22 protein-coding genes are annotated in these 24,701 nt (G+C 63.1%); 11 read left to right on the top strand and 11 right to left on the bottom strand.

Annotated elements, in window-relative coordinates; genetic code table 11:
* Positions 1 to 41: 41 nt before the first annotated feature.
* The 3 genes from NKL06_RS27820 to panB form a co-directional block, all read right to left on the bottom strand.
* Positions 42 to 1,202 carry a helix-turn-helix transcriptional regulator gene (locus NKL06_RS27820; RefSeq protein WP_050592994.1) on the bottom strand — a complete coding sequence of 387 codons (1,161 nt, stop codon included), beginning with the start codon at positions 1,200 to 1,202 and terminating at the stop codon, positions 42 to 44.
* A gap of 223 nt (positions 1,203 to 1,425) precedes the next feature.
* A complete protein-coding gene (panC, locus tag NKL06_RS27815; protein ID WP_023691218.1) occupies positions 1,426 to 2,283 on the bottom strand; it encodes a pantoate--beta-alanine ligase in 858 nt (285 codons plus the stop codon).
* 11 nt (positions 2,284 to 2,294) lie between these two features.
* Positions 2,295 to 3,125, bottom strand: coding sequence for a 3-methyl-2-oxobutanoate hydroxymethyltransferase (gene panB, locus NKL06_RS27810; protein ID WP_023691219.1), 831 nt, complete (start codon positions 3,123 to 3,125; stop codon positions 2,295 to 2,297).
* 324 nt (positions 3,126 to 3,449) lie between these two features.
* Here panB and NKL06_RS27805 point away from each other — a divergent pair, with 324 nt between their 5' ends.
* The 3 genes from NKL06_RS27805 to NKL06_RS27795 all read left to right on the top strand — a co-directional run bounded on the left by NKL06_RS27805 (position 3,450) and on the right by NKL06_RS27795 (position 4,974).
* Entirely contained in the window at positions 3,450 to 3,848 is a 399-nt protein-coding gene (locus tag NKL06_RS27805) for an NADH:ubiquinone oxidoreductase subunit NDUFA12 (RefSeq protein ID WP_023667491.1), read from the top strand.
* A 115-nt stretch (positions 3,849 to 3,963) separates the two neighbouring features.
* Positions 3,964 to 4,515, top strand: a complete 552-nt coding sequence (locus NKL06_RS27800; protein WP_023667490.1) for a DUF2155 domain-containing protein — start codon at positions 3,964 to 3,966, stop codon at positions 4,513 to 4,515.
* Positions 4,516 to 4,590: 75 nt separating this feature from the next.
* A complete protein-coding gene (locus tag NKL06_RS27795) occupies positions 4,591 to 4,974 on the top strand; it encodes a hypothetical protein (protein WP_023691220.1) in 384 nt (127 codons plus the stop codon).
* A 42-nt stretch (positions 4,975 to 5,016) separates the two neighbouring features.
* Here the strand turns inward: NKL06_RS27795 and aat are convergent, their stop codons facing one another.
* From aat to NKL06_RS27765, 6 genes are all read right to left on the bottom strand, one after another.
* Positions 5,017 to 5,634, bottom strand: coding sequence for a leucyl/phenylalanyl-tRNA--protein transferase (gene aat / locus NKL06_RS27790; RefSeq protein ID WP_023681498.1), 618 nt, complete (start codon positions 5,632 to 5,634; stop codon positions 5,017 to 5,019).
* A gap of 27 nt (positions 5,635 to 5,661) precedes the next feature.
* Entirely contained in the window at positions 5,662 to 7,005 is a 1,344-nt protein-coding gene (gene accC / locus NKL06_RS27785; protein WP_023681497.1) for an acetyl-CoA carboxylase biotin carboxylase subunit, read from the bottom strand.
* 10 nt (positions 7,006 to 7,015) lie between these two features.
* Positions 7,016 to 7,480 carry an acetyl-CoA carboxylase biotin carboxyl carrier protein gene (gene accB / locus NKL06_RS27780; RefSeq protein WP_023681496.1) on the bottom strand — a complete coding sequence of 155 codons (465 nt, stop codon included), beginning with the start codon at positions 7,478 to 7,480 and terminating at the stop codon, positions 7,016 to 7,018.
* A gap of 26 nt (positions 7,481 to 7,506) precedes the next feature.
* Positions 7,507 to 7,941 carry a type II 3-dehydroquinate dehydratase gene (aroQ, locus tag NKL06_RS27775; protein ID WP_023667485.1) on the bottom strand — a complete coding sequence of 145 codons (435 nt, stop codon included), beginning with the start codon at positions 7,939 to 7,941 and terminating at the stop codon, positions 7,507 to 7,509.
* A 147-nt stretch (positions 7,942 to 8,088) separates the two neighbouring features.
* Positions 8,089 to 8,892 (bottom strand): DsbA family protein, encoded by an 804-nt coding sequence (locus tag NKL06_RS27770; protein ID WP_023667484.1) that lies wholly within the window; start codon positions 8,890 to 8,892, stop codon positions 8,089 to 8,091.
* A 58-nt stretch (positions 8,893 to 8,950) separates the two neighbouring features.
* The gene (locus NKL06_RS27765; protein ID WP_023691221.1) at positions 8,951 to 10,363 is read right to left on the bottom strand and encodes a M48 family metalloprotease; all 1,413 of its coding nucleotides are present in this window, start codon (positions 10,361 to 10,363) and stop codon (positions 8,951 to 8,953) included.
* Positions 10,364 to 10,515: 152 nt separating this feature from the next.
* Here NKL06_RS27765 and NKL06_RS27760 point away from each other — a divergent pair, with 152 nt between their 5' ends.
* A complete protein-coding gene (locus tag NKL06_RS27760; protein ID WP_023691222.1) occupies positions 10,516 to 11,688 on the top strand; it encodes a pyridoxal phosphate-dependent aminotransferase in 1,173 nt (390 codons plus the stop codon).
* The gene (locus tag NKL06_RS27755; RefSeq protein ID WP_023691223.1) at positions 11,675 to 12,604 is read left to right on the top strand and encodes a glutaminase; all 930 of its coding nucleotides are present in this window, start codon (positions 11,675 to 11,677) and stop codon (positions 12,602 to 12,604) included. The genes NKL06_RS27760 and NKL06_RS27755 overlap by 14 nt, the downstream gene beginning before the upstream one ends.
* Before the next feature lie 93 nt (positions 12,605 to 12,697).
* On the opposite strand, the gene NKL06_RS27750 is transcribed toward NKL06_RS27755, so the two are convergent.
* A complete protein-coding gene (locus NKL06_RS27750; RefSeq protein WP_023691224.1) occupies positions 12,698 to 15,616 on the bottom strand; it encodes a ribonuclease E/G in 2,919 nt (972 codons plus the stop codon).
* A 646-nt stretch (positions 15,617 to 16,262) separates the two neighbouring features.
* On the opposite strand from NKL06_RS27750, the gene NKL06_RS27745 reads away from it, so the two are divergent.
* From NKL06_RS27745 to NKL06_RS27725, 5 genes are all read left to right on the top strand, one after another.
* Positions 16,263 to 17,522 carry an N-acetylmuramoyl-L-alanine amidase gene (locus NKL06_RS27745; protein ID WP_023691225.1) on the top strand — a complete coding sequence of 420 codons (1,260 nt, stop codon included), beginning with the start codon at positions 16,263 to 16,265 and terminating at the stop codon, positions 17,520 to 17,522.
* Between the two features lie 213 nt (positions 17,523 to 17,735).
* On the top strand, positions 17,736 to 20,192 hold the full coding sequence (locus NKL06_RS27740) for a penicillin-binding protein 1A (RefSeq protein WP_023695364.1): 2,457 nt from the start codon (positions 17,736 to 17,738) through the stop codon (positions 20,190 to 20,192).
* 130 nt (positions 20,193 to 20,322) lie between these two features.
* Positions 20,323 to 21,454, top strand: a protein-coding gene (gene prfB / locus NKL06_RS27735) for a peptide chain release factor 2 (RefSeq protein ID WP_155921589.1) whose coding sequence is annotated in 2 segments (ribosomal slippage) — positions 20,323 to 20,388 and positions 20,390 to 21,454 — 1,131 coding nt in all. Because the reading frame shifts where the segments join, the coding sequence is not laid out codon by codon here.
* Between the two features lie 114 nt (positions 21,455 to 21,568).
* A complete protein-coding gene (locus NKL06_RS27730) occupies positions 21,569 to 21,988 on the top strand; it encodes a GFA family protein (protein ID WP_023691227.1) in 420 nt (139 codons plus the stop codon).
* A gap of 287 nt (positions 21,989 to 22,275) precedes the next feature.
* Positions 22,276 to 22,665 carry a hypothetical protein gene (locus tag NKL06_RS27725; RefSeq protein WP_023691228.1) on the top strand — a complete coding sequence of 130 codons (390 nt, stop codon included), beginning with the start codon at positions 22,276 to 22,278 and terminating at the stop codon, positions 22,663 to 22,665.
* A gap of 57 nt (positions 22,666 to 22,722) precedes the next feature.
* Here NKL06_RS27725 and NKL06_RS27720 read toward each other — a convergent pair whose 3' ends face one another.
* Positions 22,723 to 23,592, bottom strand: a complete 870-nt coding sequence (locus NKL06_RS27720; RefSeq protein WP_023691229.1) for an NmrA/HSCARG family protein — start codon at positions 23,590 to 23,592, stop codon at positions 22,723 to 22,725.
* Between the two features lie 103 nt (positions 23,593 to 23,695).
* On the opposite strand from NKL06_RS27720, the gene NKL06_RS27715 reads away from it, so the two are divergent.
* Positions 23,696 to 24,586: a LysR family transcriptional regulator gene (locus tag NKL06_RS27715; protein WP_023691230.1), complete on the top strand. Its 891-nt coding sequence runs from the start codon at positions 23,696 to 23,698 to the stop codon at positions 24,584 to 24,586.
* The last annotated feature ends 115 nt before the right edge of the window (positions 24,587 to 24,701 follow it).

Raw genomic sequence — 24,701 nt, 5'->3', positions numbered from 1 at the left:
CAAATAGTTGAAAAATTTGACGATTGGCTCCGAGTATGGCTTCAGGCCGAGCGCAGCGGCGGCGTCAATTCGCGCATCAGGAGTTCCAGCTCTCGCTGGTCGCCGGTGGCGGTCTTGTCGAAGATGGTTGCCAGCTGTGATTTGACGGTGCCGTCCGAGACGCCGCTGGCAGCCGCGATTTCACGCCGTGTCAGCCCGGCGGCGACATGGCCGGCGACACGCTTTTCCGCTGCGGTCAGTCCGAACAGCGCAGCGATCGCTTCCAGGGCCGGCACTGATGCGGCGCCGGCGGCGGCAATGAAGATGGCCGCGGCGGCGCGCGGCGACATGCGGGCCGAAATGTCGCGTCGCGCCAGAGGCATGACATGCGCCACCGCCGGAGACATGGCCTTCACCAGCGGAATGTTGATGCCGGACGGTCCGAGCGCGAATTCGTCGCGCGTGCCGAGCTGGACGGCGCGACCGATGGCGGTGTTGGCGTTGGCATAAGCGAAGGACAGCTGGCCGCGCACCGAGGACACTGAGGCGGTTTCGGTGAGCAGGGCTTCGGCTGCCGGATTGGCGAAAATGATCTGCATATCGTCGGCGACGATCAGCACCGGATGGTCGAGGCTCTCGAGGATCGAGCGAAAGACGTCGGCCTTGCGCCGCTCGGCCTCGAACAGGTCGCCGATGGTCACCGCACGCCGGACATGGGGGGCGAGCGTGGACATCAGGTCGATATCGCTGGCTGAAATCTGAGGCCTGTCCTTGTCGGTAACCACCATCAGCGTGCCGGTGCGCGCCGGCTGCTTCATCAACGCCACCCAGAAGAAATCGTCGAGACGGTTGGGTTCCACCCACTCGCGCACGATGCGGCTTTCGAGCCAGTTCTGGCGGGCGTCAGGGCCTTGCAGGGCGTAGACGCTATCGACGGTGAACGGCATGTCGATTTCCATCTTCGGCACCGCCTTGAAGAAGGGCACCTCGCAGGCGTAGTCGCGCTGCAGCGGCTCAAGCAGAACCGGATCGCCGCAGGAAGTCGAAAACCGGGCCGAGTTTCTCGCCGTATCGACGACCGCCAGCATGGCAAGCCGGCCGAGCGCCAATTTGCAGATTGATTCAAGCGTCGATGGCCAACGGCCGACATCGGCAATTGAATCGTAAATCGCTTCGACGATCTGCGGCAGGGCGGGACCGAATATGTTGGCCTGGACAGACACGTAGAGCCTCGTAAGTATTGCAGCGTAGTGGCAGGCCACACGCTGTCTCTGCCTGGGGTCGCACACAACATAGCCGGCCTGGTTACGTCTGTGAAACGTCTCACAGCGGCGTGCGGAGTATTGTGAGCGCTACGGGCCGGCCAGAACGTGCCTGATGAGCCGTTGTCTAAGAGCGCTCGGGCCGGGCTGCGATACAAATCAAAGTGAACCGAATTGGAATTTTTCAGGGAATAAATGAGGAAACTTCCACATTGTCGATCAACCTGGTTCTGCCAAGCCACGCCGCGGCAAGCAGGCGGCCATCGCCGTCACGCCGCCACGAGGTGAGCGTCAGGCTCTCGCGCGCGGCGACATAGTCGACGCTGTCGAAGCCTGCCTCGAGAAGCGCGGCAGTGGCTTTGCCGGTCACGCCGTTTTCATCGGCGCCGGCCGCGAGCGCTGCCGCCGTCTGGCGCAAGATGACATTGAGCTGTCGCGCGACGTCGAGTTCGGCGGCGTCGAGATAGGCGTTGCGCGACGACATTGCCAGGCCATGCGCATCGCGCACGGTTGGCGCGCCGACGATTTCCACCGGAAGGTCAAGATCGCGGCAGAGCTTTCGGACGACGCAAAGCTGCTGGTAGTCTTTTTCGCCGAAGATGGCGTAGTCGGGCAGGGCTTGCAGAAAGAGCTTGGCCACGACCGTGGCGACGCCCTCGAAGAAGGTCGGCCTGAAATCCGATTCCAGGCCAGAAGACGGGCCGCCGACCGAAATCTTCGTCGCAAAGCCTGCCGGATACATTTCGGAAACCGTAGGCGTGAAGGCAAGCTGTGCGCCGGCCTCGGTCAGCCGGTCGAGATCGCGGGCCAGCTGCCGCGGATACTTGTCGAGATCTTCAGTGGGGGCGAACTGGGCCGGGTTGACGAAGATCGAGACGACGCAGCGATCGGCGGTTGCGAGCGCGGCCCTGACCAGCGAGATATGGCCGTCATGCAAAGCGCCCATGGTCGGCACCATGGCGACGCTCAGGCCTTCGCGCCGCCATTCGCGGATCTGCGCGCGAAGGCCGGGCACGGTGTCGACGACGAGCGGCTGGCTGATGGGGGGCCGGTTCATGCCTTGTCCTTGTCGCTCGCGGCTGAAAAGACGTGGCCCGGCCCGGGGAAGGTGCGGCTGCGCACCTCCGCCGCGTAGCGCGCCGCGGCATCGGCGACCGCGCTGCGCAAATCGGCGTATTCCTTGACGAATTTCGGCACCCGGTCGACCGTCAGGCCGACCATGTCGTCGATGACCAGGATCTGGCCGTCGCAATCGCGGCTGGCGCCGATGCCAATGGTGGGAATGGCAATGCGCCGGGTGAGGTCGGCGGCAACGGTCTCGACCGTGCCCTCGATGACCAGCGAAAACGTGCCGGCCTTTGCGACCGCGTCGGCGTCGCGCATGAGCGCGGCCACATTCTCCGGGGTGCGGCCCTTGATCTTGTAGCCACCGTCCTTTTCCACCGATTGCGGCTGCAAGCCGATATGGCCCATCACTGGAATGCCGGCCGCGACGATTGCCGCGATCTGGAGGGCGACTTCGACGCCGCCTTCCAGCTTCACCGCCTGGCAGCCGGTTTCCTCAGAGATGCGGCGCGCCGAGGCAAGGGCTTGCGCGGCCGAAGTCTCGTAGCTGCCGGCCGGCATATCGACCACCACGCAGGCCTTTGCCGAGCCGCGCATCACGGCCTGGCCATGGGCGATCATCATCTCCAGCGAGGCGCCAAGCGTGGTCTTGTGGCCATGCAGCACCATGGCAACGCTGTCGCCGACCAGGAGAAGGTCGACATGATCGTCGAGCAGGCGGGCGACGGGATAGGTGTAAGCGGTAAGGCATACGATCGGCACGCCGCCCTTGCGGGCGCGTATTGTCTCCGCACTGATCCTGGCGACAGCTAAGGCCATTCCTCACCTCCCGCAGCCGGCGTTGACTACAGCGCCGCGCGTCCCGTGGACGCGCAAAGGACGCTGTAGCACTTGGGTTTGCGCATGATCCTTTCCGAAAATCGATTTCGATTTTCGGGGTCATTCGGCAGCGCCGGGCGATGAGAGCTTTAGGAAGACGCAGCCGGCTTGGCAAGCGTCGGTTCGCAGGTGCGAAATGGATCGGCCAATGACCGAGCGTTTCGGCATGCCGTCAGTGCCGCAGGCGCCGCAAAACCCTTGCCTTCGCCAAGGCCTGACGCCATAAGCAGGGACAGCCACCGCCGCGCGCCCGCGAGGATCTGAATGAAAACTTTCCTTCTGCAGTTTTTCACCTGGTGGAACCGCCAGACGCTGGGAACCCGTTTTCACACATGGCGCCACGGCAACAAGGTCGGCCAGGATGGGGCCGGCAACGTCTACTACGAAGGCGGCGTTGATTCGGAAGGCCGCACCCGCCGCTGGGTCATCTACGCCAATTATTCGGAGGCGTCGGCGATCCCCCCGGGCTGGCACGGCTGGATGCATCACCGCGTCGATGTGGCGCCGCCAAGCGACGACTATCGGCCGCGCGAATGGGAAAAGGCGCATGAGCCGAACCTCACGGGAACACCGGCGGCTTATCGCCCAAAGGGTTCCGTGCTCACCAATCAGCACCGTCCGCAGGTGACGGGCGACTACGATGCGTGGACGCCTGGTTCTTGACCGCCGGCCGGTCCTTTGTCGCCACAATTGGCGTTTAGCTGCTTGCTGATATGACAACGGCGAATAGCCTTGGGCGTGACAGAATCACCCGGGCCCAAACCACCGGTATCTCCGCATGAACATTTTCAGCCTGACATCGATGGCCGGACTGGCGGCAATTGGCGCTATCGCCATGTTCCCGACAGCGTTTGCCGCGGCGCAGGCGCCTGCGGCAGCACCCGCAATCTCCGATCGCATCACCAATCCGGTCGCCGAATTTGCCGGCATCGACAAGATCACCGGCCGTATCATCACCTTCGATGTCTACATCGACGAAACCGTGCAGTTCGGCGCTTTGCAGGTGACGCCGCGCATCTGCTATTCGCGGCCGGAGAATGAAGAGCCGAAGACCGATTCCTTCGTCGAAGTCGACGAAATCACGCTCGACCGCAAGATCCGCCGCATCTTCACCGGCTGGATGTTCGCCGAGAGCCCCGGCCTAAACGCCGTCGAGCACGCCGTCTATGACGTCTGGCTAAAGGGCTGCAAGCAGAAGTCGGATGTGCCGCCGCCCGACGCGGCCAATGCCGAGACGCCCAAGGTCGACACGTCCAAGCCAAAGCCCGCCGCTGCTCCGGCCGCCGAACAGCCGGACCCCACGGAGCCTGACGCGACCAACACCAACTGATCCTCCGGAACCGTCATGGCCACCATGCGTTGGGCCATGGACGACCGCGCATTTGCGCGCTTGGAGGATATTCTGATGTCGGACAGCAAACGGATCACGGCCAGCAAAGACGACCTGCTCGAACTCGAAAAGGGGTTCTGGACGGGCGACGAAGCTTACTACGCCGCCAATGTCGACACAGAATGCCTGGTGGCATTTCCTGAGATGGCACAGGCAATGAACAATGCCGATCTGGCCAAGACCGCGACCAAGCCCAACCGCTGGCGCGACCTTCAGATCGACCTCAAGGGTATCATCGAGCCCGGCAGCGACATTATTATGCTGACCTATGAGGCTCATGCGACACGGGAAAACGGCGAGCCCTACGCGGCGCTGGTCAGCACTGGCTATGTTCATCGTGTCAACGGCTGGAAGATGATGTTCCATTCGCAGACGCCGATGGAAACCGCGAAGGGCTGACCCCTTTCACCGGTCGAGCCGGCTCGGCCGCTCGGTCTCCGGTCAGGGATAAAAAACGGCTTCGCCCTTCAGCGCGTCGGCCAACATCTTCTCGTATTTGACGCGCGGCACGTCGACCGCGCCGAAGCGTTTGAGATGCTCGGTGGTGAATTGCGTGTCGAGCAGGGCAAAGCCGCGCGCCTTCAGCCGCTCGACCAGATGATACAGGCAGGTCTTGGACGCGTCGGTTTCCCGGGCGAACATGCTTTCGCCGAAGAACACGCGACCGAGCGAGACGCCATAGAGGCCGCCGACCAGCCGTTCCTCGCGCCATGCCTCGACCGAATGGCAGTGCCCAAGACGGTGCAGTTCGATATAGGCTTCGCGGATCGGCGCGTTGATCCAGGTCGAGCGGCGCTCCTCGCGCTTTTCGGCGCAGCCGTCGATCGTCGCCTCGAAATCGAAATCGAAGCGGATGTCGAACGGGTGCTTGCGAATTGTCTTCCGCAAGCTCTTCGGCGTGTGGAAGCCGTCGAGCGGGATGATGCCGCGCGTCTCCGGCCGCACCCAGAACACTTCCGGGTCGGAAGCGCTCTCGGCCATCGGGAAGACGCCCGAGGCATAGGCCTTGAGCAACAGGTCGGTCGGAATGCGATAGCCGGGAGCGTAAGGACGGGTCATCGCGGCATCATAGCGGCAAGTCGGGCGCTATTCCTCTTTGGCCAGATACTTTTCCAGCCAGTGGATGTCGTAGTCGCCATTGGCGATATCGGCATTGCCGACCAGGTCGCGAAACAGCGGCAGCGTCGTCTTGATGCCGTCGACGACGAACTCGTCGAGCGCCCGGCGCAGCCGCATCATGCATTCGACGCGGTTGCGGCCGTGCACGATCAGCTTGCCGATCAGGCTGTCATAATAGGGCGGGATCTTGTAGCCGGAATAGACACCGGAATCGACGCGGATGCCGAGACCGCCAGGCGTATGGAAATGCGTAATCGTGCCGGGCGAAGGCGTGAAGGTGCGCGGGTCCTCGGCATTGATGCGGCATTCTATGGCGTGGCCGTTGAACTTGATGTCCTCCTGGCGCACCGAAAGCCCGCCGCCGGAGGCGACGCGGATCTGTTCGTGGACGAGATCGATGCCGGTGATCGCCTCCGTTACCGGATGCTCGACCTGCAGCCGCGTGTTCATCTCGATGAAGTAGAACTCGCCATTCTCGTACAGGAATTCGATGGTGCCTGCGCCGGAGTAGCCGAGGTCGGCGATGGCCTTGGCACAGATATTGCCGATGCGGGCGCGCTCCTCGGCGTTGAGGGCCGGCGAGGGCGCCTCTTCCCAGACTTTCTGGTGGCGGCGTTGCAGCGAACAGTCGCGCTCGCCGAAATGCACGCCGCGGCCGGCGCCGTCGCCGAATACCTGCACCTCGATGTGGCGCGGCTTTTCCAGGTATTTCTCGATGTAGACGGCATCGTCGCCGAAGGCCGCGCCGGCCTCCGTGCTGGCTGTCTGCAAGGCGATCTCGAGATCGGCTTCGGTAAGGGCGACCTTCATACCGCGCCCGCCACCGCCTGCCGAAGCCTTGATGATCACGGGATAGCCGATCTCGGCGGCAATGCGCCTGGCTTCCTTCTGGTCGGTGACGGCGCCGTCGGAGCCCGGCACAACCGGAATGCCGAGCCGCTTTGCCGTGCGCTTGGCCTCGATCTTGTCGCCCATGATGCGGATATGGTCGCCCGACGGACCGATGAAGGTGATGTTGTGGGCGGCGAGAATGTCGGCGAACTTGGCGTTTTCCGACAGGAAGCCATAGCCCGGATGCACGGCATCGGCGCCGGTGATCTCGCAGGCTGCGACGATCTGGTGGATGTTGAGATAGCTGTCGCGCGACGGCGGCGGACCGATGCACACGCTTTCGTCGGCGAGCCTGACATGCATGGCGTCAGCGTCGGCGGTCGAATGCACGACCACGGTCTGGATGCCGAGTTCCTTGCAGGCGCGCAGCACCCGAAGCGCGATTTCGCCGCGGTTGGCGATGAGGATCTTCTGGAACATCCGGCCCGCTCTACTCGATCACGACGAGCGGCATGCCGTACTCGACCGGCTGGCCGTCCTCGAACAGGATCGCCGTCACCGTGCCGGCGCGCGGCGAAGGGATCTGGTTCATCGTCTTCATCGCTTCGATGATCAGCAGCGTCTGGCCTTCCTTGACCTTCTGGCCGACTTCGATGAAGGCCTTGGCGTCGGGCGAGGGCGCGAGATAGGCGGTGCCGACCATCGGCGAGGGGACCGCGTTCTTGGACGGGTCGGCCACTGCTGGTGCGGCAGCCGCGCCCGCCGCGGGCTGCTGCGCTGCCGGAGCATAACCGGCCTGCGGGGCGGCGATGGCGTGGACGGCCGGCGCCTGGCGCGACACGCGCACCTTCAGGTCGCCGAGCTCGACTTCGATCTCGGTGAGATTGGTGTCGTTCAGTATGCCCGCGAGATCGCGGATCAGTTGCTGGTCAACACCGGTCTTCTTTATCGACATTTTCGAGCCTTCTGTTTGTGGGCCGGTCATAGGCGTGCCGCCAGCGCCTGCAGCGCCAGCGAGTAGCCAAGCGGCCCGAACCCGCAGATCATGCCGACAGCGACCGGCGCGACCATGGAGACGTGGCGGAATGGTTCCCGCGCGTGGATGTTGGAGAGGTGAACTTCGGCGACGGGCAGCGGCGCGACAGCGCGGATGGCGTCGTGAATGGCAATCGAGGTGTGGCTGTAGGCACCCGGATTGATGACGATGCCGGCTGCCTTGTCGCCGGCTTCCTGGATCCAGTCGACGAGGTCGCCCTCATGGTTCGACTGGCGAAAATCAATCTCGAGGCCAAGGGCGGCGCCCGCCTGCTTACAGTCGTCGGCGATCGCGGCAAGCGTCTTGCCGCCATAGATGCCCGGCTCGCGCTTGCCGAGCGCGTTCAGGTTGGGGCCGTTCAGGACGAAAATCGTTTTCAAAAATGCCGACCTTTTCCGACGCCGGCCTCAAGCCGGCGCGCAGGGCCTTCTATAATGGGCATAGCCGCCCGCGGAAAGAGCACAAGTGCGATCTTTCACTGTCCACAACAGGCGGAAATGTGCCCGTGAGAAGGCTCGCGTGCAAGATCAGAGCGCGGCTTTCGCCGCCTCGATCTTTTCGGCCAGCACTTCCTGGCCGAGCGCGCCGAACACCACTTCATTGCCGACGACATAGGACGGCGTTCCGGTGATGGCCAGCTTGTTGGCGAGGTCGAAGGTCTTGGAGAAGGCCTCGGTGATGGTCGGGTCCTTCATCTTCTCGCGCAATTTCGCCTCATCGGCGCCTAGCGACAGCGCAACCTTGATGGCCGCCGCCTCGGTGGCGCGGCCCTGGCCGCCGAGCAGGGCGTTGTGGAACTCGCCGTATTTCTCCGGATGCATCAGGTGGAAAGCCATCGAGACGACGCTGGCCTTTTGCGAATCCGGCCCGAGGATCGGGAATTCCTTGAGCACGAAGCGCAGCTCCGGATCGGCCTTTGTCAGAGCCTGCATGTCGTCGATGGCGCGTTTGCAGAAGCCGCAATTGTAGTCGTAGAATTCGACGATGGTGACCTTGCCCTTCGGATTGCCGACGACGCCGTCGAAGGTCGAGTTGAAAATCTCGGACTTGGCCTTCTCGATGACGCCGAGGCTGGCTATGCGCTGCTCTTCCTTCTGCTTGGCCTCGAGCGCCTCCTGCACTTCGAGCAGCACTTCGGGGTTCTTCAGGAGATAGTCGCGGATAATGCCCTCGACCTCAGTGCGATCGATCTTGGTGTCGGCAGAGGCGGTCTGCACGGTCTGCGCCGTGCCGGCCTTGGCCACCTGCGGACTGCCGGCGACGAACCCGAAAGCGAGCATGGCAAGAGCAGCCGCCACTCCCGTCGTGCCGAGCAATATTGCCTTGTTCATCGTCTCATCCTCTTTACCGGTTCCGGTCTATCCTAGTCGCCGCGGGCGACCGGAAGGTTCATTTCTTGAGTTTGCCTGAAGGGTTGTAGTTTATGATGTCCTGCGCCCGAATCCAGCCGGGCTCGCCGCGCTTCAAGTCCTTTTGCGCGCGCATGGCGAAAATTTTCGCATTCGTGTAATCGCCGGAATAAAAGTGGCCCTCGGCGGTGGCGAGTTCCGCCGCCGGAATGTTGCCAAGCTCGCCATAGGCCTGGGCGAGATAGCGGTATCCGACCGTGTTTTCCTTGTCGCGCCCGAGACCGTTGTTGATCTGCACCACCGCCTTCTTCAGCGAGTCGGGCGTGCCGATGGCCATCAGCGCCTGGCCGAGGGAAACGGGCAACAGGCCCGACCTCACCGGATCGAGGCTGACCGCCTTGGCATAGGCGTCCGCGGCGTCCTTGGGCTTGTTGGCCTTCATCAGTATGTCGCCGCGCATTTCCTGGAAGTAGGGGTTCTTCGGCTGTTCCTTGATCAATGCATTGGCCTTGGTCAGCGCTGCACCCAGATTGCCGTAGAGATAGGCCATCTGCGCTTCGCCATAGCGCGAGGCGAGGCTGCCCGGGGCCTTGCGGATCAGCCGCGTGGCGGCGGCCTGGCCGCCCATATAGGCGGCGATCTTGATGCGCATCATGTCGTGCCGCTGCTGCAGTGCCGGCGGATCGACCTTGTCGACGTTAGGGCTCTGCTTGACCAGCACTTCGAGATTGGCGATGCGCTCCTGCGGCATCGGGTGGCTGATGCGGTAGGGATCGACCTGCGTGCCGGAAAGCGACAGCGCGCTCTGGAAGCGGGCGAAGGTCTTCAGCATGCCCATGCCGGACTGGCCGGTGGCATTGAGATAGGTGATGGCAGAGCGGTCGGCGGTCGACTCTTCGGTGCGCTGGTAGGCAAGAATGCTGCGCTGCGCCATCTCGCCGCCGCCCGCAGCCACGCCCATGCCGGCGCCGGCAAGGCCGCGGCTGTTGGTGGTGGCGCCGGCAACGATGGCGCCGGCGCCAAGCAGCGTGGCGATGATGGCCATGGTCTTGGCGCGCTCGAGCTGGTCGCGCAATTTCTGCTGATGGCCGCCGGCGATGTGGCCGGCCTCGTGGGCGATGACGCCGATGATCTCGTTGGGCGTTTCGGCCTGCATCAGCGCGCCGGTGTTGATGAACAGCCGGCGCCCGGTAACGAAGGCGTTGAAGCTCTGATCGTTGACCAGAACGATATCGACACCGTCATTGGCAAGACCGGCCGCCTTGAAGATCGGCCGCGCATAGTCGCGCACCAGCGCCTCGATCTCGGCATCGCGCACGACCGGCACCGCCTGCGCGAAGGCCGTCACCGAGCCGGTGACAGCGACGGCGGCGGCAAGCAAAAGCGTCGCGAAGCCGCGCGCTGTCTTCCCGATGGAAGATTTGGACATCGTCGATTTGGGTCGGCTCAGCATGAGGTCCACTGGTAAACGAGCGGGCGAACGATGAAAAGTCACGGCACCGAAACTAGGCGAACTTGTGATCCTCACATCAATCGGGCATTTGTGCGGCGCTGCCGCCGGTTGATGGCTTCGAGCGGCGGGCCGGACGGAAAGATTGAGGTCAAATGGTAGTTTCGCTGTCGCGCCGCGGTGAAGTCGAGCCGTTTCACGCCATGGACATTCTGGCCGAAGCCAACCGGCTGAAGGCGACGGGCGTGCCTGTCGTGTCCATGGCCGTCGGCCAGCCATCCGATCCGGCGCCCGTGGGCGTGAGGGAAGCAGCCGCAAATGCGCTGAGGATCGGACGCATCGGCTATACCGACACGCTCGGTCTGGCGGATCTGCGTAAGGCGATCGCGACGCATTACGGCGACCATTACGGGATCGATGTCGCGCCGAACCGGATCGCCGTGACCACGGGATCGTCGGCCGCCTTCAATCTGGCATTCCTGGCGATGTTCGATCCCGGCGACCGCGTCGCCATCGCAGCACCCGGCTATCCGGCCTACCGCAACATCATGGCCGCGCTCGGTATCCAGATCGTCGAGATCGAGCTCGGCAGCGACGCCTATCTTCATGCCGAACATTTGAAATCGGCGCACCGGGAAAAACCGCTGAAGGGCGTGTTGTTCGCCAGCCCGGCCAATCCGACAGGTGCGGTCATTCCCGTCGACGAGTTGTCGGCACTGGTGAGGACAGCCGAAGAACTCGGCATCGCGGTGATATCGGACGAAATTTATCACCGGCTGGCCTATGCCGCGCCCGACACCACGGCGCTGGCCCATGGCTCAGGCGTGACGGTGATCAATTCCTTCTCGAAATATTATTGCATGACCGGATGGCGCATCGGCTGGATGGTGCTGCCGGAAGCTCTGGTGAGGCCGATCGAGCGCATCGCCCAGAGCCTCTACATCTCGCCGCCGGAACTGTCGCAGATCGCGGCGATCGAAGCCTTCAAGGCGACGCAAGAGCTGGAAGCGGTAAAGGCGCGCTACGCCTGGAACCGCGAGCTGTTGATGCGGCGCCTGCCGGAACTCGGATTTCCCTTGGCGGCGCCGATGGACGGCGCCTTCTACGCTTTCTGCGATGTTACCCGGCATACCAATGACAGCATGGCCTTTGCGCGCAAGATGCTGGCCGGGGCGCATGTGGCGGCGACGCCCGGCCGCGATTTCGATCCACTTCAGGGCCACCGCACGATGCGCTTTTCCTATGCCGGCAGCCATGACGACATGGTCGAGGCGATGGCGCGCATCGAGCGCTGGCTGAAAAGCGGGGACGAGCATGCCGGATCTTGAACAAGCGCTGGCCGATGTCGCCGCCGAGATGGCCGAGCGCACCGATTGCGGTGACGTCGCCACCTACATTCCGCAGCTCGGCAAGGTCGATCCGAAGAAATTCGGCATTGCCGCCGTGACCAATGACGGCCGCGTGCTGGTCGCCGGCGACGCCGACCAGGCGTTTTCGATCCAGTCCATCTCCAAGGTGTTTACGCTTACGTTGGCGCTCGGCAATGTCGGCGACGCGCTGTGGCAGCGTGTCGGACGCGAGCCGTCGGGCAATCCGTTCAACTCGATCGTGCAACTCGAGCATGAGAACGGCATTCCGCGCAATCCGTTCATCAATGCCGGCGCCATCGTCGTGTCCGACATACTGCTTGCCGGCCACCAGCCGCGCGAGGCGATCGGCGAAATCCTGCGCTTCATCCAGTTCCTTGCCGATGACGAAACCATCATCATCGACCGCGAGGTCGCGGCTTCCGAACGCGCCACCGGCTATCGCAACTTCGCGCTTGCCAACTACATGAAATCCTTCGGCAATCTCAACCATGCACCGGAGCTGGCGCTGGGCGTGTACTTCCACCATTGCGCCATCGCCATGAGCTGCCGGCAATTGGCGCTGGCCGGCCGCTTCCTCGCCAATGGCGGCAGAAACCCGGCAACCGGGCACTCCGTGGTGTCTGCCGAGCGGGCGCGGCGCATCGGCGCCATGATGCTGACCTGCGGCCACTATGACGGTTCCGGCGATTTCGCCTTCCGTGTCGGCATTCCCGGCAAAAGCGGCGTCGGCGGCGGCATATTGGGGATCGTGCCGGGTGTGGCTTCACTCGCCGTATGGTCGCCGGGCTTGAACGCCAACGGCAATTCCAAGCTGGGGTCGATCGCCTTGGAAAAACTGGCCAGGATGATGAACTGGTCGATTTTCGCCCCCTGACGCCTTCCGTCATTCGCGCATGCAAAAATCCCGCGCCGTGGTTTGAACGGCGCGGGATTTTTGTCAGGAACCTATCTTAATCGGCTGAATAGCTTAGAAAAAGCCCTTCCGCTGCCACCAGCCGGCGCGCTTCGGCTTTTCCTCGGCCTTTGCCTCGTCGGCAACGCTGGAGGAAACCACCGGCACCGCGGAGGTATCCGCGGCCACGGCTTTGCGCCGTGACGGGCGAGCCTTGGCGGGCTCGTCGTCGACGGTCGTTTCCGTGGCGGCATCGGCCGCAGCGGGGGCGGCAGCTTCGACGGCAGCTTCCGGTGCAGCCTCGGCCGCCGTCTCATCGGCGACTTCCACCACAGCCTTCTTTGCCCTTGAAGCGCGCTTCTTCTTCGGCTTTTCGGCTGGAGCGTCGTCGTTCGCCGCGGCGGGAGCCGCTGCTTCTTCAACCGCTACGGCTGCTACGGGCTCGCTTGCGGCCGTTCCGACTTCAGCGGCCTCGGCCACCGAGGCGGTTTCGCCGGCTTCGGTCTCCGTGCCGTCTTCGCGACGATTGCGCTTGCCGCCGCGCTTGCCGCGACGGCGCTTCTTGCCCTGGGCGTCATCTGATGCTTCCACCGTTTCGACGGCGCCAACCTGGGCTTCGTCTTGCTGTGTTGCATCGTCATCGCCTGGTTCAGCGGCAAAGTCGTCGCTTGCCGCCGAAACCGAAGCACCTTCGGCGCCATGCTCGCGATCGCCATGTTCGCGTTCGCGATCCTTGCCGCCGCGCCGCCTGCGGCGCTTGCGACGCTTGCGATCGCGGCCTTCGCCGTCCTCAGCCGATCTCGGCTGCTGCTGCTGCGACTGCGGCTGCGCCTGACGCGGCTGCTCTGCCTGTACCACAACCTCGTCGTCTTCCTCCTCGATGACGATCTCGTCCTCGGGCTCTTCCGGCTCGACATAGGCCGGGAAGGTTCGCGCTTCGACAAAGCCTTCCGGCTTTTCGGCAATGGCGCCGCGGAAGATCGCGTAGTGCTGCACACCGACCGTATCATCGGCCTCGACGGTGATGGTCAGGCCAAAGCGGCTTTCGAGTTCCACCAGCGTGCCGCGCTTGTGGTTGAGCACATAGAGAGCGGTCGCCGCCGGGGTCCGCACCGTGATGTGGCTGCGCGAATCCTTGAGCAGGAATTCCTCGATCGCCCGCACCACCATCAGCGCCACCGACGAATCGGAGCGCACATGGCCGGTGCCGCCGCAATGCGGGCAGGGCTTCATGGTCGATTCCAGCACGCTGGCGCGGATGCGCTGGCGAGACATCTCCATCAGGCCGAAATGCGAGATGCGGCCGACCTGGATGCGGGCTCGGTCGTTCTTGAGGTGATCCTTCAGCCGCTTCTCGACGGAGCGGTTGTTGCGGTTCTCCTCCATGTCGATGAAGTCGATGACGATCAGGCCGGCGAGATCGCGCAGCCTCAATTGCCTGGCGACTTCTTCCGCCGCTTCAAGGTTGGTGTGGAGAGCGGTGTCCTCGATCGAGTGCTCCTTGGTGGAGCGGCCCGAATTGACGTCGATGGCGACCAGCGCCTCGGTCTGGTTGATGATGATGTAGCCGCCGCTCTTCAGCGTCACCTGCGGCTGCAGCATGCGGTCGAGCTGCGCCTCGATGCCGTTGCGCACGAAGATCGGCGTCGTGTCGCGGAACGGCTGAACCACCTTGGCGTGGCTCGGCATCAGCATGCGCATGAAATCCTTGGCCTCGCGATAGCCTTCCTCGCCGGAGACAAGAATCTCGTCGATATCCTTGTTGTAGAGGTCGCGCACCGAGCGCTTGATCAGGCTGCCTTCCTCATAGACGAGGGCAGGGGCGGTGGATTGCAGCGTCAGGTTGCGGACGTTTTCCCAAAGCCGCATCAGATATTCGTAGTCGCGCTTGATTTCCGCCTTGGTGCGGCTTTCGCCGGCGGTGCGCAGGATGACGCCCATGCCCTGCGGCACTTCGAGATCGGCAACGACCTCCTTGAGGCGCTTGCGGTCGACCGCACTGGTGATCTTGCGCGAAATGCCGCCGCCGCGTGCGGTGTTGGGCATCAGCACGGAATAGCGGCCGGCAAGCGACAGATAGGTGGTGAGTGCAGCGCCCTTGTTGCCGCGCTCTTCCTTGACCACCTGCACCAGCAGAATCTGCCGGCGCTTGATGACTTCCTGAATCTTGTACTGGCGGCGCACCGGCTTGCGGCGGCTGCGCACCTCTTCCAGCGCATCCTCGGCGCCTACGGATTCGATCTCGTGGTCGTCCGGATGCGAGGACTGCACCTCTTCCAGCATGCCGCGATCATTGTCCTCGGAGGTGGCTTCGCCACTTGCCTCGCTGGACGACCTTTCGTCACCCGGCTCCGCCGCAGGGACAGCTTCGGAGATCACATCCGCTTCGACGCTTGCCGCGATCGATGTCGGGCCGCCTTCCGACGGTTCGGTCCCGGATGTCTCGGCGTCGGAGGCTTCGCTGTCGCCATGCCCGGCATGATCGTCATGCCCGGCGGTATTGGCCGCGGCATGCTCGGAAGCAGGCGCTTCGGAGACGGCATCGCTGCCGGCATCGCCATGTTCGCCGTTCTCATCATCGGCGCCGGCGTCGCGCTTGTGTTCGCCCCGCTCACGACCCTTGCCGCCGCGCCGGCGGCCGCGCCGGCCGCGATCGCGGCTCTGGCGGTCGTCGCCGTCATTGTCCTCGTTCTCCTCGTCCTCGGCTTCCTGCGCTTCAGCGCGCAGCAAAGCCTGACGATCGGCGACCGGGATCTGGTAATAGTCGGGGTGAATTTCACTGAAGGCGAGGAAACCGTGACGGTTGCCGCCATATTCGACAAAGGCTGCCTGAAGGGAAGGTTCGACGCGCGTTACGCGGGCGAGATAGATGTTTCCTTTGAGCTGCTTCTTGTCCTGGGATTCAAAGTCGAATTCTTCAATACGGTTACCGCGGATAACGACAACGCGTGTTTCCTCCGGGTGGGAGGCGTCTATCAGCATTTTGTTGGGCATTATTTCGTTTCCTCCCGGCAGCCGTCAGCCGCAGCTTGCGAGGCAAAGCCCGCTGCTGCGTGTCTGGGATGTGGGTGCCGGATGTCTGAATGTCCGCCGGACGCCGCTTGAGCGCCATGGCGGTGCCGCCCGCAGCCACAATGGCGCGGTTTGATGCGGACCTTTCCATGATTGCGCTTGAAGCCATCGTCACCAGCAGAACCTTTTGAACCAAAGCCCGGACGAACCGGACCAGCTTGTTTGCTCATACAGAGCCGGCACGGGAACAAACCCGGCCGTTTTCCTCACGCAGGCGATTCCCCCGCCACGGGCGCACACCTGCGAAATTCGTCGCGATCACCTAAGCCTTTTCGCTGGAGCGAAAGGAGCCGCCTTTCATCTGACCTGTAGCAGGAAGCTGCGGGAGAAGCGGTTCCAGGATTGCAGTGATCCACCATCGCTTTTATGATTTGACGGGGTGGAAGGCAACCCCGATTTCGGATGCCGGCAAAAAGCAGTGCCGTAACGGAAGCACAGGCCTTAATCCTCGATGAAAAGGCTTGGTTAACCTTCTCTGGATACCAATCGTTAATCGAGTCTGCGGCCTGACCGGCATTTCGACCAACCACGCGGGCGCAAGCGCCAAACCGGGAGCGACTGCAAAGAAATGGGACTGGCGGGCATCACAGACAAGGGCCATGGCCGTGCAGGCCGTTTCCTGCGCGCTGCCGGTGTGCTGTTGCTGCTGGCGCTTTGCCTTGCTTTTGCGCCGGTTTCACGCGCCGCCGATGCGCCACTCGGCGCCACCGCCTACAAGATGGCCGGCGACGCAACCAAGATGCGCATCGTCATCGATTTCGACCGCGAGCCCGACATCAAATGGTTCCTGCTGCGCGGCCCCAACCGGCTGGTCGTGGACCTGCCGCGCACCCGATTCGCCATTGGCGCGAAGGACGCCAAGGCCCGCGGCCTGGTCAAAGCGGTGCGTTATGGCGATCAGGGCGAGGGATCGCGGCTGATCCTGACCGGCAAGGGGCCGTTCTCGGTCGACAAGCTCGAGGTGCTCAAGAACGAGGACGGCGCAGGCTATCGCATCGCCATCGACATGTCGGCAGCCTCCGACCGCGAGTTCGACGAAGCCCTTGCCAACCAGGCGCTGACCACCGGCTCGACCGTCTCCACCGACAAGGGCTCCAGGGTCGGCACAGGGCCGATCTCCAATCCCGGGCATCGCTTCACCATCGTCATCGATCCCGGCCATGGCGGCATCGACGGTGGCGCCGAAGGCCTCAACGGCACCATCGAGAAGAACGTGACGCTGGCCTTCGCCACCGAACTGCGCGACAAGCTCGCCGCCGTCGGCAACTACGACGTGTTCATGACGCGCGATACCGACGAGTTCCTGCGGCTCGATGACCGCGTGCGCATCGCCCGTCAGCACGAGGCCGACCTTTTGATCTCGATCCATGCCGACACGATCAGCGTCAAGGGTATCAGAGGCGCCACCGTCTATACCGTCTCCGACAAGGCATCCGACCCGGAAGCGCAGGCGCTTGCCGACCGCGAAAACCTCTCCGACCAGTTCGCCGGCATGGTGATCAAGGACGACAACAAGGAAGTCACCGACATACTGATCGACCTGATCCGCCGCGAGACGCATAATTTCTCGATGAGCTTTGCCCACACTCTGGTCGGCCAGTTGTCCACCAGCGTCGGCCTGATCAACAATCCGCAGCGCTCAGCCGGCTTCAAAGTGCTGAAAGCGCCCGATGTTCCGTCGGTGCTGGTCGAACTCGGCTATCTCTCCAACGCCAAGGATGAGGCGCAACTGCTCGACGCCGACTGGCGCGGCAAGGCGGCGCAGAGCATCACCAATGCCGTCGCCCTGTTTGCCTCCGCCAAGATGGGAACGGGAACCGGAGGCTGAGATGGTCGCCGCCGCCCACAACCGGAGGCAGCGTTGCACGCCGACAACACCAGGCGCTTTTATTTCCGGTGGGGGATGCCGAAACCGGGCACTGCCGTATTTTGCCCACATGGTGGCGACATGGGTTTTCCATCACGGATCGGGACAGTTGCGAAGGCTTGCGCGAAAGGCGGCTTCGTCTAGGAAATTCCCGGACCTCGGACTGGAGCGGGCATGATTCGTCTTATCGGCTATTTCTTTGGTATCGGCACGACGCTGGCGCTTATCGTCGCCGCGGGCGTGGCGATATACATCAGCCATCTATCGAAAGACCTGCCCGACTACGAGGTTCTGGCCAAGTACGAGCCGCCGGTGACGACCCGCATCCATGCTTCCGACGGCTCGCTGATGGCCGAATATGCGCGCGAACGGCGGCTCTATCTGCCGATCCAGGCGGTTCCGGACCGGGTCAAGGCGGCGTTCCTGTCGGCCGAGGACAAGAATTTCTACAACCATCCCGGCATCGACATCACCGGGCTTGGCCGCGCCATCTACGTCAACCTGCAGAATCTGGGTTCGGGCAGGCGCCAGGTCGGCGCCTCGACCATCACCCAGCAGGTGGCGAAGAACTTCCTCTTGTCCTCGGACCAGACCTACGAGCGCAAGATCAAGGAGATGATCCTGGCCTTCCGCATCGAGCAGGCTTATTCGAAGGACCGCATCCTTGAGCTCTATCTCAACGAAATCTTCTTCGGTTTCGGCGCCTATGGCGTTGCGGGCGCGGCACTGACCTATTTCGACAAGTCGGTCAACGAACTCACCGTCGCGGAAGCCGCCTATCTGGCGTCGCTGCCGAAGGGGCCCAACAACTACCATCCCTTCAAGCATGCCGACCGCGCCATCGAGCGCCGCAACTGGGTCATCGACCAGATGGTCGAGAACGGCTACGTGACGCGCGAGGAAGGCGACAAGGCCAAGGCCGAGCCGCTCGGCGTGACTCCGCGCCGCAATGGCTCTTATTTGTTTGCGGGCGAATATTTCACCGAGGAAGTGCGCCGCCAGATCATCTCGCGCTATGGCGAGAACGCGCTCTATGAGGGCGGCCTTTCGGTGCGCACGACACTCGATCCGAAGATCCAGCTCATCGCCCGCAAGTCGATGCAGAACGGCTTGCTCAAATACGACACGCTGCGCGGCTATCGCGGACCGGTGACGCATATCGATGCTTCCGGCGACTGGGGCGTGGCGCTGGGCAACGTCAAGGGGCTGGAAGACGTGCCGGAATGGTCGCTTGCCGTCGTGCTCGACAGCTCGGCGACCGGCCTTTCCATCGGCCTGCAGCCGACGCGGCAGATTTCGGGCGATATCGTCAAGGAACGCGTCGAAGGCGCCGTCAGCAAGGAAGACATGAGCTTTGCCATGCGCCATGTGGTCGATGGCAAGACGGTCAAGGCCAAGTCTCCGGCCGATGTACTGCAGCCCGGCGACGTCATCTTCGTGCAGAAGAACGAAGGGTCGGAAGGCGCCTACACGTTGCGCCAGGTGCCGGAAGTGGAGGGCGGCCTGATCGCCATGGATCCACATACCGGCCGCGTGCTGGCCATGGTCGGCGGCTTCTCCTATGCGCAGTCGGAGTTCAACCGCGCCACGCAGGCGATGCGCCAGCCGGGATCGTCCTTCAAGCCGATCGTCTATTCGGCCGCGCTCGACAATGGCTATACGCCGGCCTCGGTTATCATGGACGGACCGATCACCATCCAGAGCGGCAACACGACCTGGACGCCGAAGAACTATGACGGCACGGTGGCCGGCCCCGCGACCTTGCGCTCCGGCATCGAAAAGTCGCGCAATTTGATGACGGTGCGGCTCGCCAACGACATGGGCATGAAGCTGGTGGTGGAATATGCCGAGCGTTTCGGCGTCTACGACCATCTGGCGCCGTATCTGCCGATGGCGCTGGGTTCCGGCGAGACGACGGTGATGCGCATGGTGTCGGCCTATTCGATCATGGCCAATGGCGGCAAGTCGATCAAACCCTCGCTCATCGACCGCATCCAGGACCGCTACGGCAAGACCGTGTTCAAGCAGGACGAGCGCGGCTGCGAAGGCTGCAATGCGCCCGAATGGAACAACCAGCCCGAACCGGAACTGGTCGACAATTCCGAGCAGGTGCTCGATCCGATGACCGCCTACCAGATCACCTCGATGATGGAAGGCGTCGTCCAGCGCGGTACCGGCGCCACCATCGCCGAGCTTGGCCGCCACATCGCCGGCAAGACCGGAACGACCAATGACGAGAAGGACGCCTGGTTCATCGGCTATACGCCGAACCTCGTCGTCGGCCTCTACATGGGTTACGACACGCCGCGCGGTCTCGGCCATGGCGCCACTGGCGGCGGTCTGGCGGCGCCTATCTTCAAGGACTTCATGCGCGTTGCGCTGGACGGCACGCCCAATGTCGACTTCAAGGTGCCGGAAGGCATGAACCTGGTCGCCATCAACCGCAAGACCGGCATGCGTGCCGCGTCGGGCGATCCCGGCACCATCATCGAAGCCTTCAAGCCCGGCACCGGCCCCGCCGACAGCTATTGGGTGATCGGCATGGGCGCCGACGGGTCCAACGGCGCCGGCGGACCGCTATCGCCGCAGGCTACGGAAGCTATCCAGGCACCCGGCGGCGGACTCTACTGACGACCTGATTTTTTACGTCGAATGGGCTGGCTTGTTGAGCCGGCCCATTTCGCTTTACAGGCAGCAATGCCGTGCCTATGTATCGCGCCGACCCAAGCGCCACTTCAAAAACAGGACAGAACAACCAGCCATGCGCGCGGAAACGCAGAACATTGTCGACGAGATCAGGCAGGCGATCACCCTGCTGAGGAGGCATCTTTGACTGGGATCAGGCCATAAAGCGGCTTGAATACCTGAACGTGCGGGCCGAGGATTCCAGCCTCTGGAACGAACCGCTGGAAGCGCAGAAGCTGATGCGCGAGCGCCAGGGCCTCGAAGACGGGATCGCCGGCGTCAAAAGCCTGACCCAGGCGCTGGAGGACAATATCGGCCTGATCGAACTGGGTGAGGAAGAGGGCGACCAGAACGTGATCGCCGAGGCGGAAGCCGCCCTCCGCTCGATGCAGGGCGAGGCCAAGGCCCGCCAGGTAGAGACGCTGCTGTCGGGCGAGGCCGACGCCAACGACACCTATCTCGAAGTCCATGCCGGCGCCGGTGGCACCGAGAGCCAGGACTGGGCCTCGATGCTTTTGCGCATGTATACGCGCTGGGCCGAGCGGCGCCGTTTCAAGGTCGAGGTGCTGGAAGTCCATGACGGCGAAGAAGCCGGCATCAAGTCCGCCACGCTCCTGATCAAGGGCCACAATGCCTATGGCTGGCTGAAGACCGAGTCGGGCGTTCATCGCCTGGTCCGCATTTCACCCTATGACAGCAATGCGCGCCGCCACACGTCCTTCTCCAGCGTCTGGGTCTACCCGGTCGTCGATGACAGGATCGAGATCGACGTCTCGGAATCGGATGTACGCATCGACACCTACCGCTCATCCGGTTCGGGCGGCCAGCACGTCAACACCACGGACTCGGCGGTTCGCATCACCCATATCGCCACCGGCATCGCGGTTGCCTGCCAGGCCGAACGCTCGCAGCACAAGAACAAGGCGAAGGCCTGGGAAATGCTGCGCTCGCGCCTTTACGAGGAAGAGCTGAAGAAGCGCGAAGCGGTGGCCAATGCCACAGAAGCGTCGAAGAGCGACATCGGCTGGGGTCACCAGATTCGTTCCTATGTGCTGCAGCCCTACCAGTTGGTGAAGGACCTGCGCACCGGCGTCGAGAGCACCAGCCCGTCGAGCGTGCTCGACGGCGACCTCGACGACTTCATGGAAGCTTCGTTGTCGCAGCGCATCGAGGGCGGTGCCGGTGAAGCCGTGGCCGACCTCGACTAGGATATGTCCATATTCAGGTGAGGCCGGCCTGCGAATGGCTGATTCCTGCGCTTCCGCCACTTTCGACTCGGCTGACTTAAGAACATCCCTGGGCGGGGGAGCGAGGGAGGAACCATGACTCGCAGGCTCACCGGCAAATGCTTTTGCGGCGCGGTCCAGTATGAAGTGGCGGACGAGTTCGTCTATGCCGCCAACTGCCATTGTTCGAACTGCCGGCGCACCACAGGTTCCGCCTTCAAGCCCTTCGCCGGCATCGAGCGCGAGAAACTTGCCCTTGCCGAAGGGCATCACGGGCTCATCCATTTCGGCGATGACAGCGGCCACGATGCGCATTGCAGCCGCTGCGGCTCGTTGCTGTATTCGCTGGTCCGCGACGGCGCCTATGTCCATGTCGCCATGGGCACGCTGGTCGACGATCCGACGATCCGGCCGACCGCGCACATCTTCGTCGGCTCCAAGGCGCCATGGTTCACCATCGCCGACGACTTGCCGCAATATGAAGGGCATGTGATCGCCGGTCCAGGCGACGTATAGGCTGGAACCACATACGGCCAATCCCGTTGTTTCGTTGCCCGTCTGCCGGGAGTTGAGCCTGGCCTTGGATCTCGTCAGCGGTTGCAGATAGCGGCGTAGATGTGCGGCCTCGCGCAGCAACTTCTTGCGCCGGCCAAGGAATCAGCCCAGCATCCGAGGGCTGGAAGAGAAAAAGCATTTATGGCCGGACGCGGCATATCTGCGACCTGACGATCCGGCCACTGGGAAGACACGTTCCGGGAACGGGCAAGCGAAACGCTTGATGCTCGTGTGAAAGGAACGCTTCCATGTCTGCTGCCACTCTCCGATCGGCTAGAGCCGTTCAACCGGCTGGCCGACTCCTGTTTTCCTTGTTCGTCACCCCGATCGTTGCAATCGCGATGGCGGTGCTGACCGCACCCGCCTTCGCCCATGACGCCAAGCCCACGGCGGCGAAGCCGCAAGGCTGGAGTTATCCCTTCGCCTGCTGTGCAAACTACGACTGCCGCACCACCCATACCGGCGAGGTGCTGGAAAAGCCGGAGGGTTATGTCATCGCCGGAACGGGGGAGGTCGTTCCGATGAGCGACAAGCGGGTCAAGGACTCACCCGACGGCGATTTCCACTGGTGCGCGCATCAGGCCGGCCTCGACGCAGGCAAGACGATCTGCCTGTTCGTGCCACCGCGTTCCTACTGAGTTCTGTTGGCAGTTCTCATCGGAAGGCCGGCCTTGGTGGTGCTGAAGGCGCTTGCGTCAGACGGAAGCAGCGAGTGCCGAGGCGAAGTCGCGATACGGGCGCAGTGGGCGACCCAGAAGTGCCGTCAGGCGCTCGACGTCGCCGGCCTCGGGCAGCATCCCGTCGGTGAAGAAGCGCTCGCCCATCAGGCGCATGTCGTAGGCCATCCAGGCGGGCAGGAACTGCTTGAGATTTTGCTCAAAACCCTCCGTATTGTCGCCGCTGTAGCTGATCGGGCGGGCGAGTACGTCTGACCAGATTGCGGCAATGTCCGTCCCGGTCAGTGTCTGCGGACCGACGAGGTTGATCCGCTCGAACGCAAGCGGCTCCTTCGACAGTTCGCGACGCAGCAGCTCAAGGGCGGCGATCTCGGCGATATCGCGGGCGTCGATCATGGCGAGGCCCTTGGGGCCGATCGGCATTGGGTAGGTGCCGTAGCCGGTGATGACGTCTTCGACCGTCAGATCGTTCTGGATGAAGTAGGCCGGGCGCAAGATCGTAGCTTTGAAGTCCATCTGCTCGATCATTCGCTCGACGCCGAACTTACCCGCGAAATGCGGCACGTTCACATAGACGTCAGCGTGGATCACCGAGAGATAGACGATCCGCTCGATGCCGGCCGATCGGGCGACGTTCAAGGCGATCAAAGCCTGGGTGAATTCGTCCGGCACCACGGCGTTCAAGAGAAACAGCGTGGAAACGCCAGACATGGCTTTGCGCAGCGAATCGACATCGAGAAAGTCGCCTTGCACGACTGATACGCCTGCCGGAAAACTGGCTTTCGACGGATCGCGCACGAGAGCACGCACATCGGCGCCGCGCTTGGCGAGCTGTTCGACGACTTGGCGGCCGATATTGCCGGTGGCGCCGGTAACGAGAATGGTCATGGAATTTCTCCTGTTGGGTTGCTTGACAGCCCCAATATGTGTGGCTCACAAAGAGCCCAGTAGACGGCAATTTTAGACACGTCGTCTCGCTGGTGGGACAGTCATGGATCTTTTAGCCCTTGCCGATTTTAACCTGGTGGCTCGCCATGGCGGCTTCGGCAAAGCGGCAAGGTCCACCGGCCGGCCCAAGGCAACGTTGTCCCGGCGCGTTGGCGAATTGGAAAGCAGTCTCGATCTGCGTCTGTTCGAACGGGGTGCGCGTAACCTGAAGCTGACCGAAGAAGGACGGGCGCTCTTCGAGCGGACGGGGGCGTTGCTTGCCGAGCTGGACGAGACGGCATCGGCGATTGCCTCGGGCGGTCAGAGACCCAAGGGCAGATTGCGGATCAGCGCGCCTTTGCATTTTTCGCAGACTGCAATGGGGAGGATCGCTGCGGGATTTGCCCTGAGGTATCCTGAGGTGAGGCTTGAAGTGACCACCGAAGACCGGCATGTCGACATGATCGAGGAAGGCTACGATCTGGTAATCCGGGTCAATCCGGATCCCGATGAAAGCCTGGTCGGACGGGCGTTTCTCCGCGACCGCCTGGTCGTTGTGGCGAGCCCGGACCTTCCTCGCCCGACCGATGGGCTCGCCGCTCCTGGCGTTGCGCGCGGGACAGGCGAGCGGCAAACATGGCAGGTGAAGACACCAGGTGGCTGGGCAACACTTAGAATCGAGCCGATCCTCGCCTTGTCGACACTCATCATGGTCCGCGATGCGGTGCGAGCCGGCGTAGGCGCAGGACGGCTTCCCATTTCGTTGGTGGCCCACGACCTGGCTGACGGCACACTGGTGAATTGGGGGGATATTGACGGCCCCGAAATTTCTCTATGGACGCTCTACCCGTCGCGGCGGCTGCTCAGCGCGCGCGTGTCGGCGTTCCTGGATTTTCTGAAACAGGCTTTCCCAAACGGGACGCCGGACGAACTGGCCGCCTATATCGGCAGGTGACGACGATTGGGAGGTGACGACGGGCCTGCTTCAGCCAGAGCGCCGCTCGGCTCGATCGACCGGAGCCTGCTGACAGACAGTTGTCAGGAGCCTTCCTTTATGGTGCCTTGCCGCA

This window comes from Mesorhizobium sp. C268A, from assembly GCF_040324475.1.
GTDB lineage: Bacteria > Pseudomonadota > Alphaproteobacteria > Rhizobiales > Rhizobiaceae > Mesorhizobium.
This window is presented reverse-complemented; position numbering and strand designations above follow the sequence as displayed.

Coding starts and splice junctions, on each gene's coding strand:
- panB (WP_023691219.1), bottom strand. CDS start 3,125: ATGGCCTTAGCTGTCGCCAGGATCAGTGCGGAGACAATACGCGCCCGC.
- NKL06_RS27805 (WP_023667491.1), top strand. CDS start 3,450: ATGAAAACTTTCCTTCTGCAGTTTTTCACCTGGTGGAACCGCCAGACG.
- NKL06_RS27800 (WP_023667490.1), top strand. CDS start 3,964: ATGAACATTTTCAGCCTGACATCGATGGCCGGACTGGCGGCAATTGGC.
- NKL06_RS27795 (WP_023691220.1), top strand. CDS start 4,591: ATGTCGGACAGCAAACGGATCACGGCCAGCAAAGACGACCTGCTCGAA.
- aat (WP_023681498.1), bottom strand. CDS start 5,634: ATGACCCGTCCTTACGCTCCCGGCTATCGCATTCCGACCGACCTGTTG.
- accC (WP_023681497.1), bottom strand. CDS start 7,005: ATGTTCCAGAAGATCCTCATCGCCAACCGCGGCGAAATCGCGCTTCGG.
- accB (WP_023681496.1), bottom strand. CDS start 7,480: ATGTCGATAAAGAAGACCGGTGTTGACCAGCAACTGATCCGCGATCTC.
- NKL06_RS27770 (WP_023667484.1), bottom strand. CDS start 8,892: ATGAACAAGGCAATATTGCTCGGCACGACGGGAGTGGCGGCTGCTCTT.
- NKL06_RS27765 (WP_023691221.1), bottom strand. CDS start 10,363: ATGCTGAGCCGACCCAAATCGACGATGTCCAAATCTTCCATCGGGAAG.
- NKL06_RS27760 (WP_023691222.1), top strand. CDS start 10,516: ATGGTAGTTTCGCTGTCGCGCCGCGGTGAAGTCGAGCCGTTTCACGCC.
- NKL06_RS27755 (WP_023691223.1), top strand. CDS start 11,675: ATGCCGGATCTTGAACAAGCGCTGGCCGATGTCGCCGCCGAGATGGCC.
- NKL06_RS27750 (WP_023691224.1), bottom strand. CDS start 15,616: ATGCCCAACAAAATGCTGATAGACGCCTCCCACCCGGAGGAAACACGC.
- NKL06_RS27745 (WP_023691225.1), top strand. CDS start 16,263: ATGGGACTGGCGGGCATCACAGACAAGGGCCATGGCCGTGCAGGCCGT.
- NKL06_RS27740 (WP_023695364.1), top strand. CDS start 17,736: ATGATTCGTCTTATCGGCTATTTCTTTGGTATCGGCACGACGCTGGCG.
- NKL06_RS27730 (WP_023691227.1), top strand. CDS start 21,569: ATGACTCGCAGGCTCACCGGCAAATGCTTTTGCGGCGCGGTCCAGTAT.
- NKL06_RS27725 (WP_023691228.1), top strand. CDS start 22,276: ATGTCTGCTGCCACTCTCCGATCGGCTAGAGCCGTTCAACCGGCTGGC.
- NKL06_RS27720 (WP_023691229.1), bottom strand. CDS start 23,592: ATGACCATTCTCGTTACCGGCGCCACCGGCAATATCGGCCGCCAAGTC.
- NKL06_RS27715 (WP_023691230.1), top strand. CDS start 23,696: ATGGATCTTTTAGCCCTTGCCGATTTTAACCTGGTGGCTCGCCATGGC.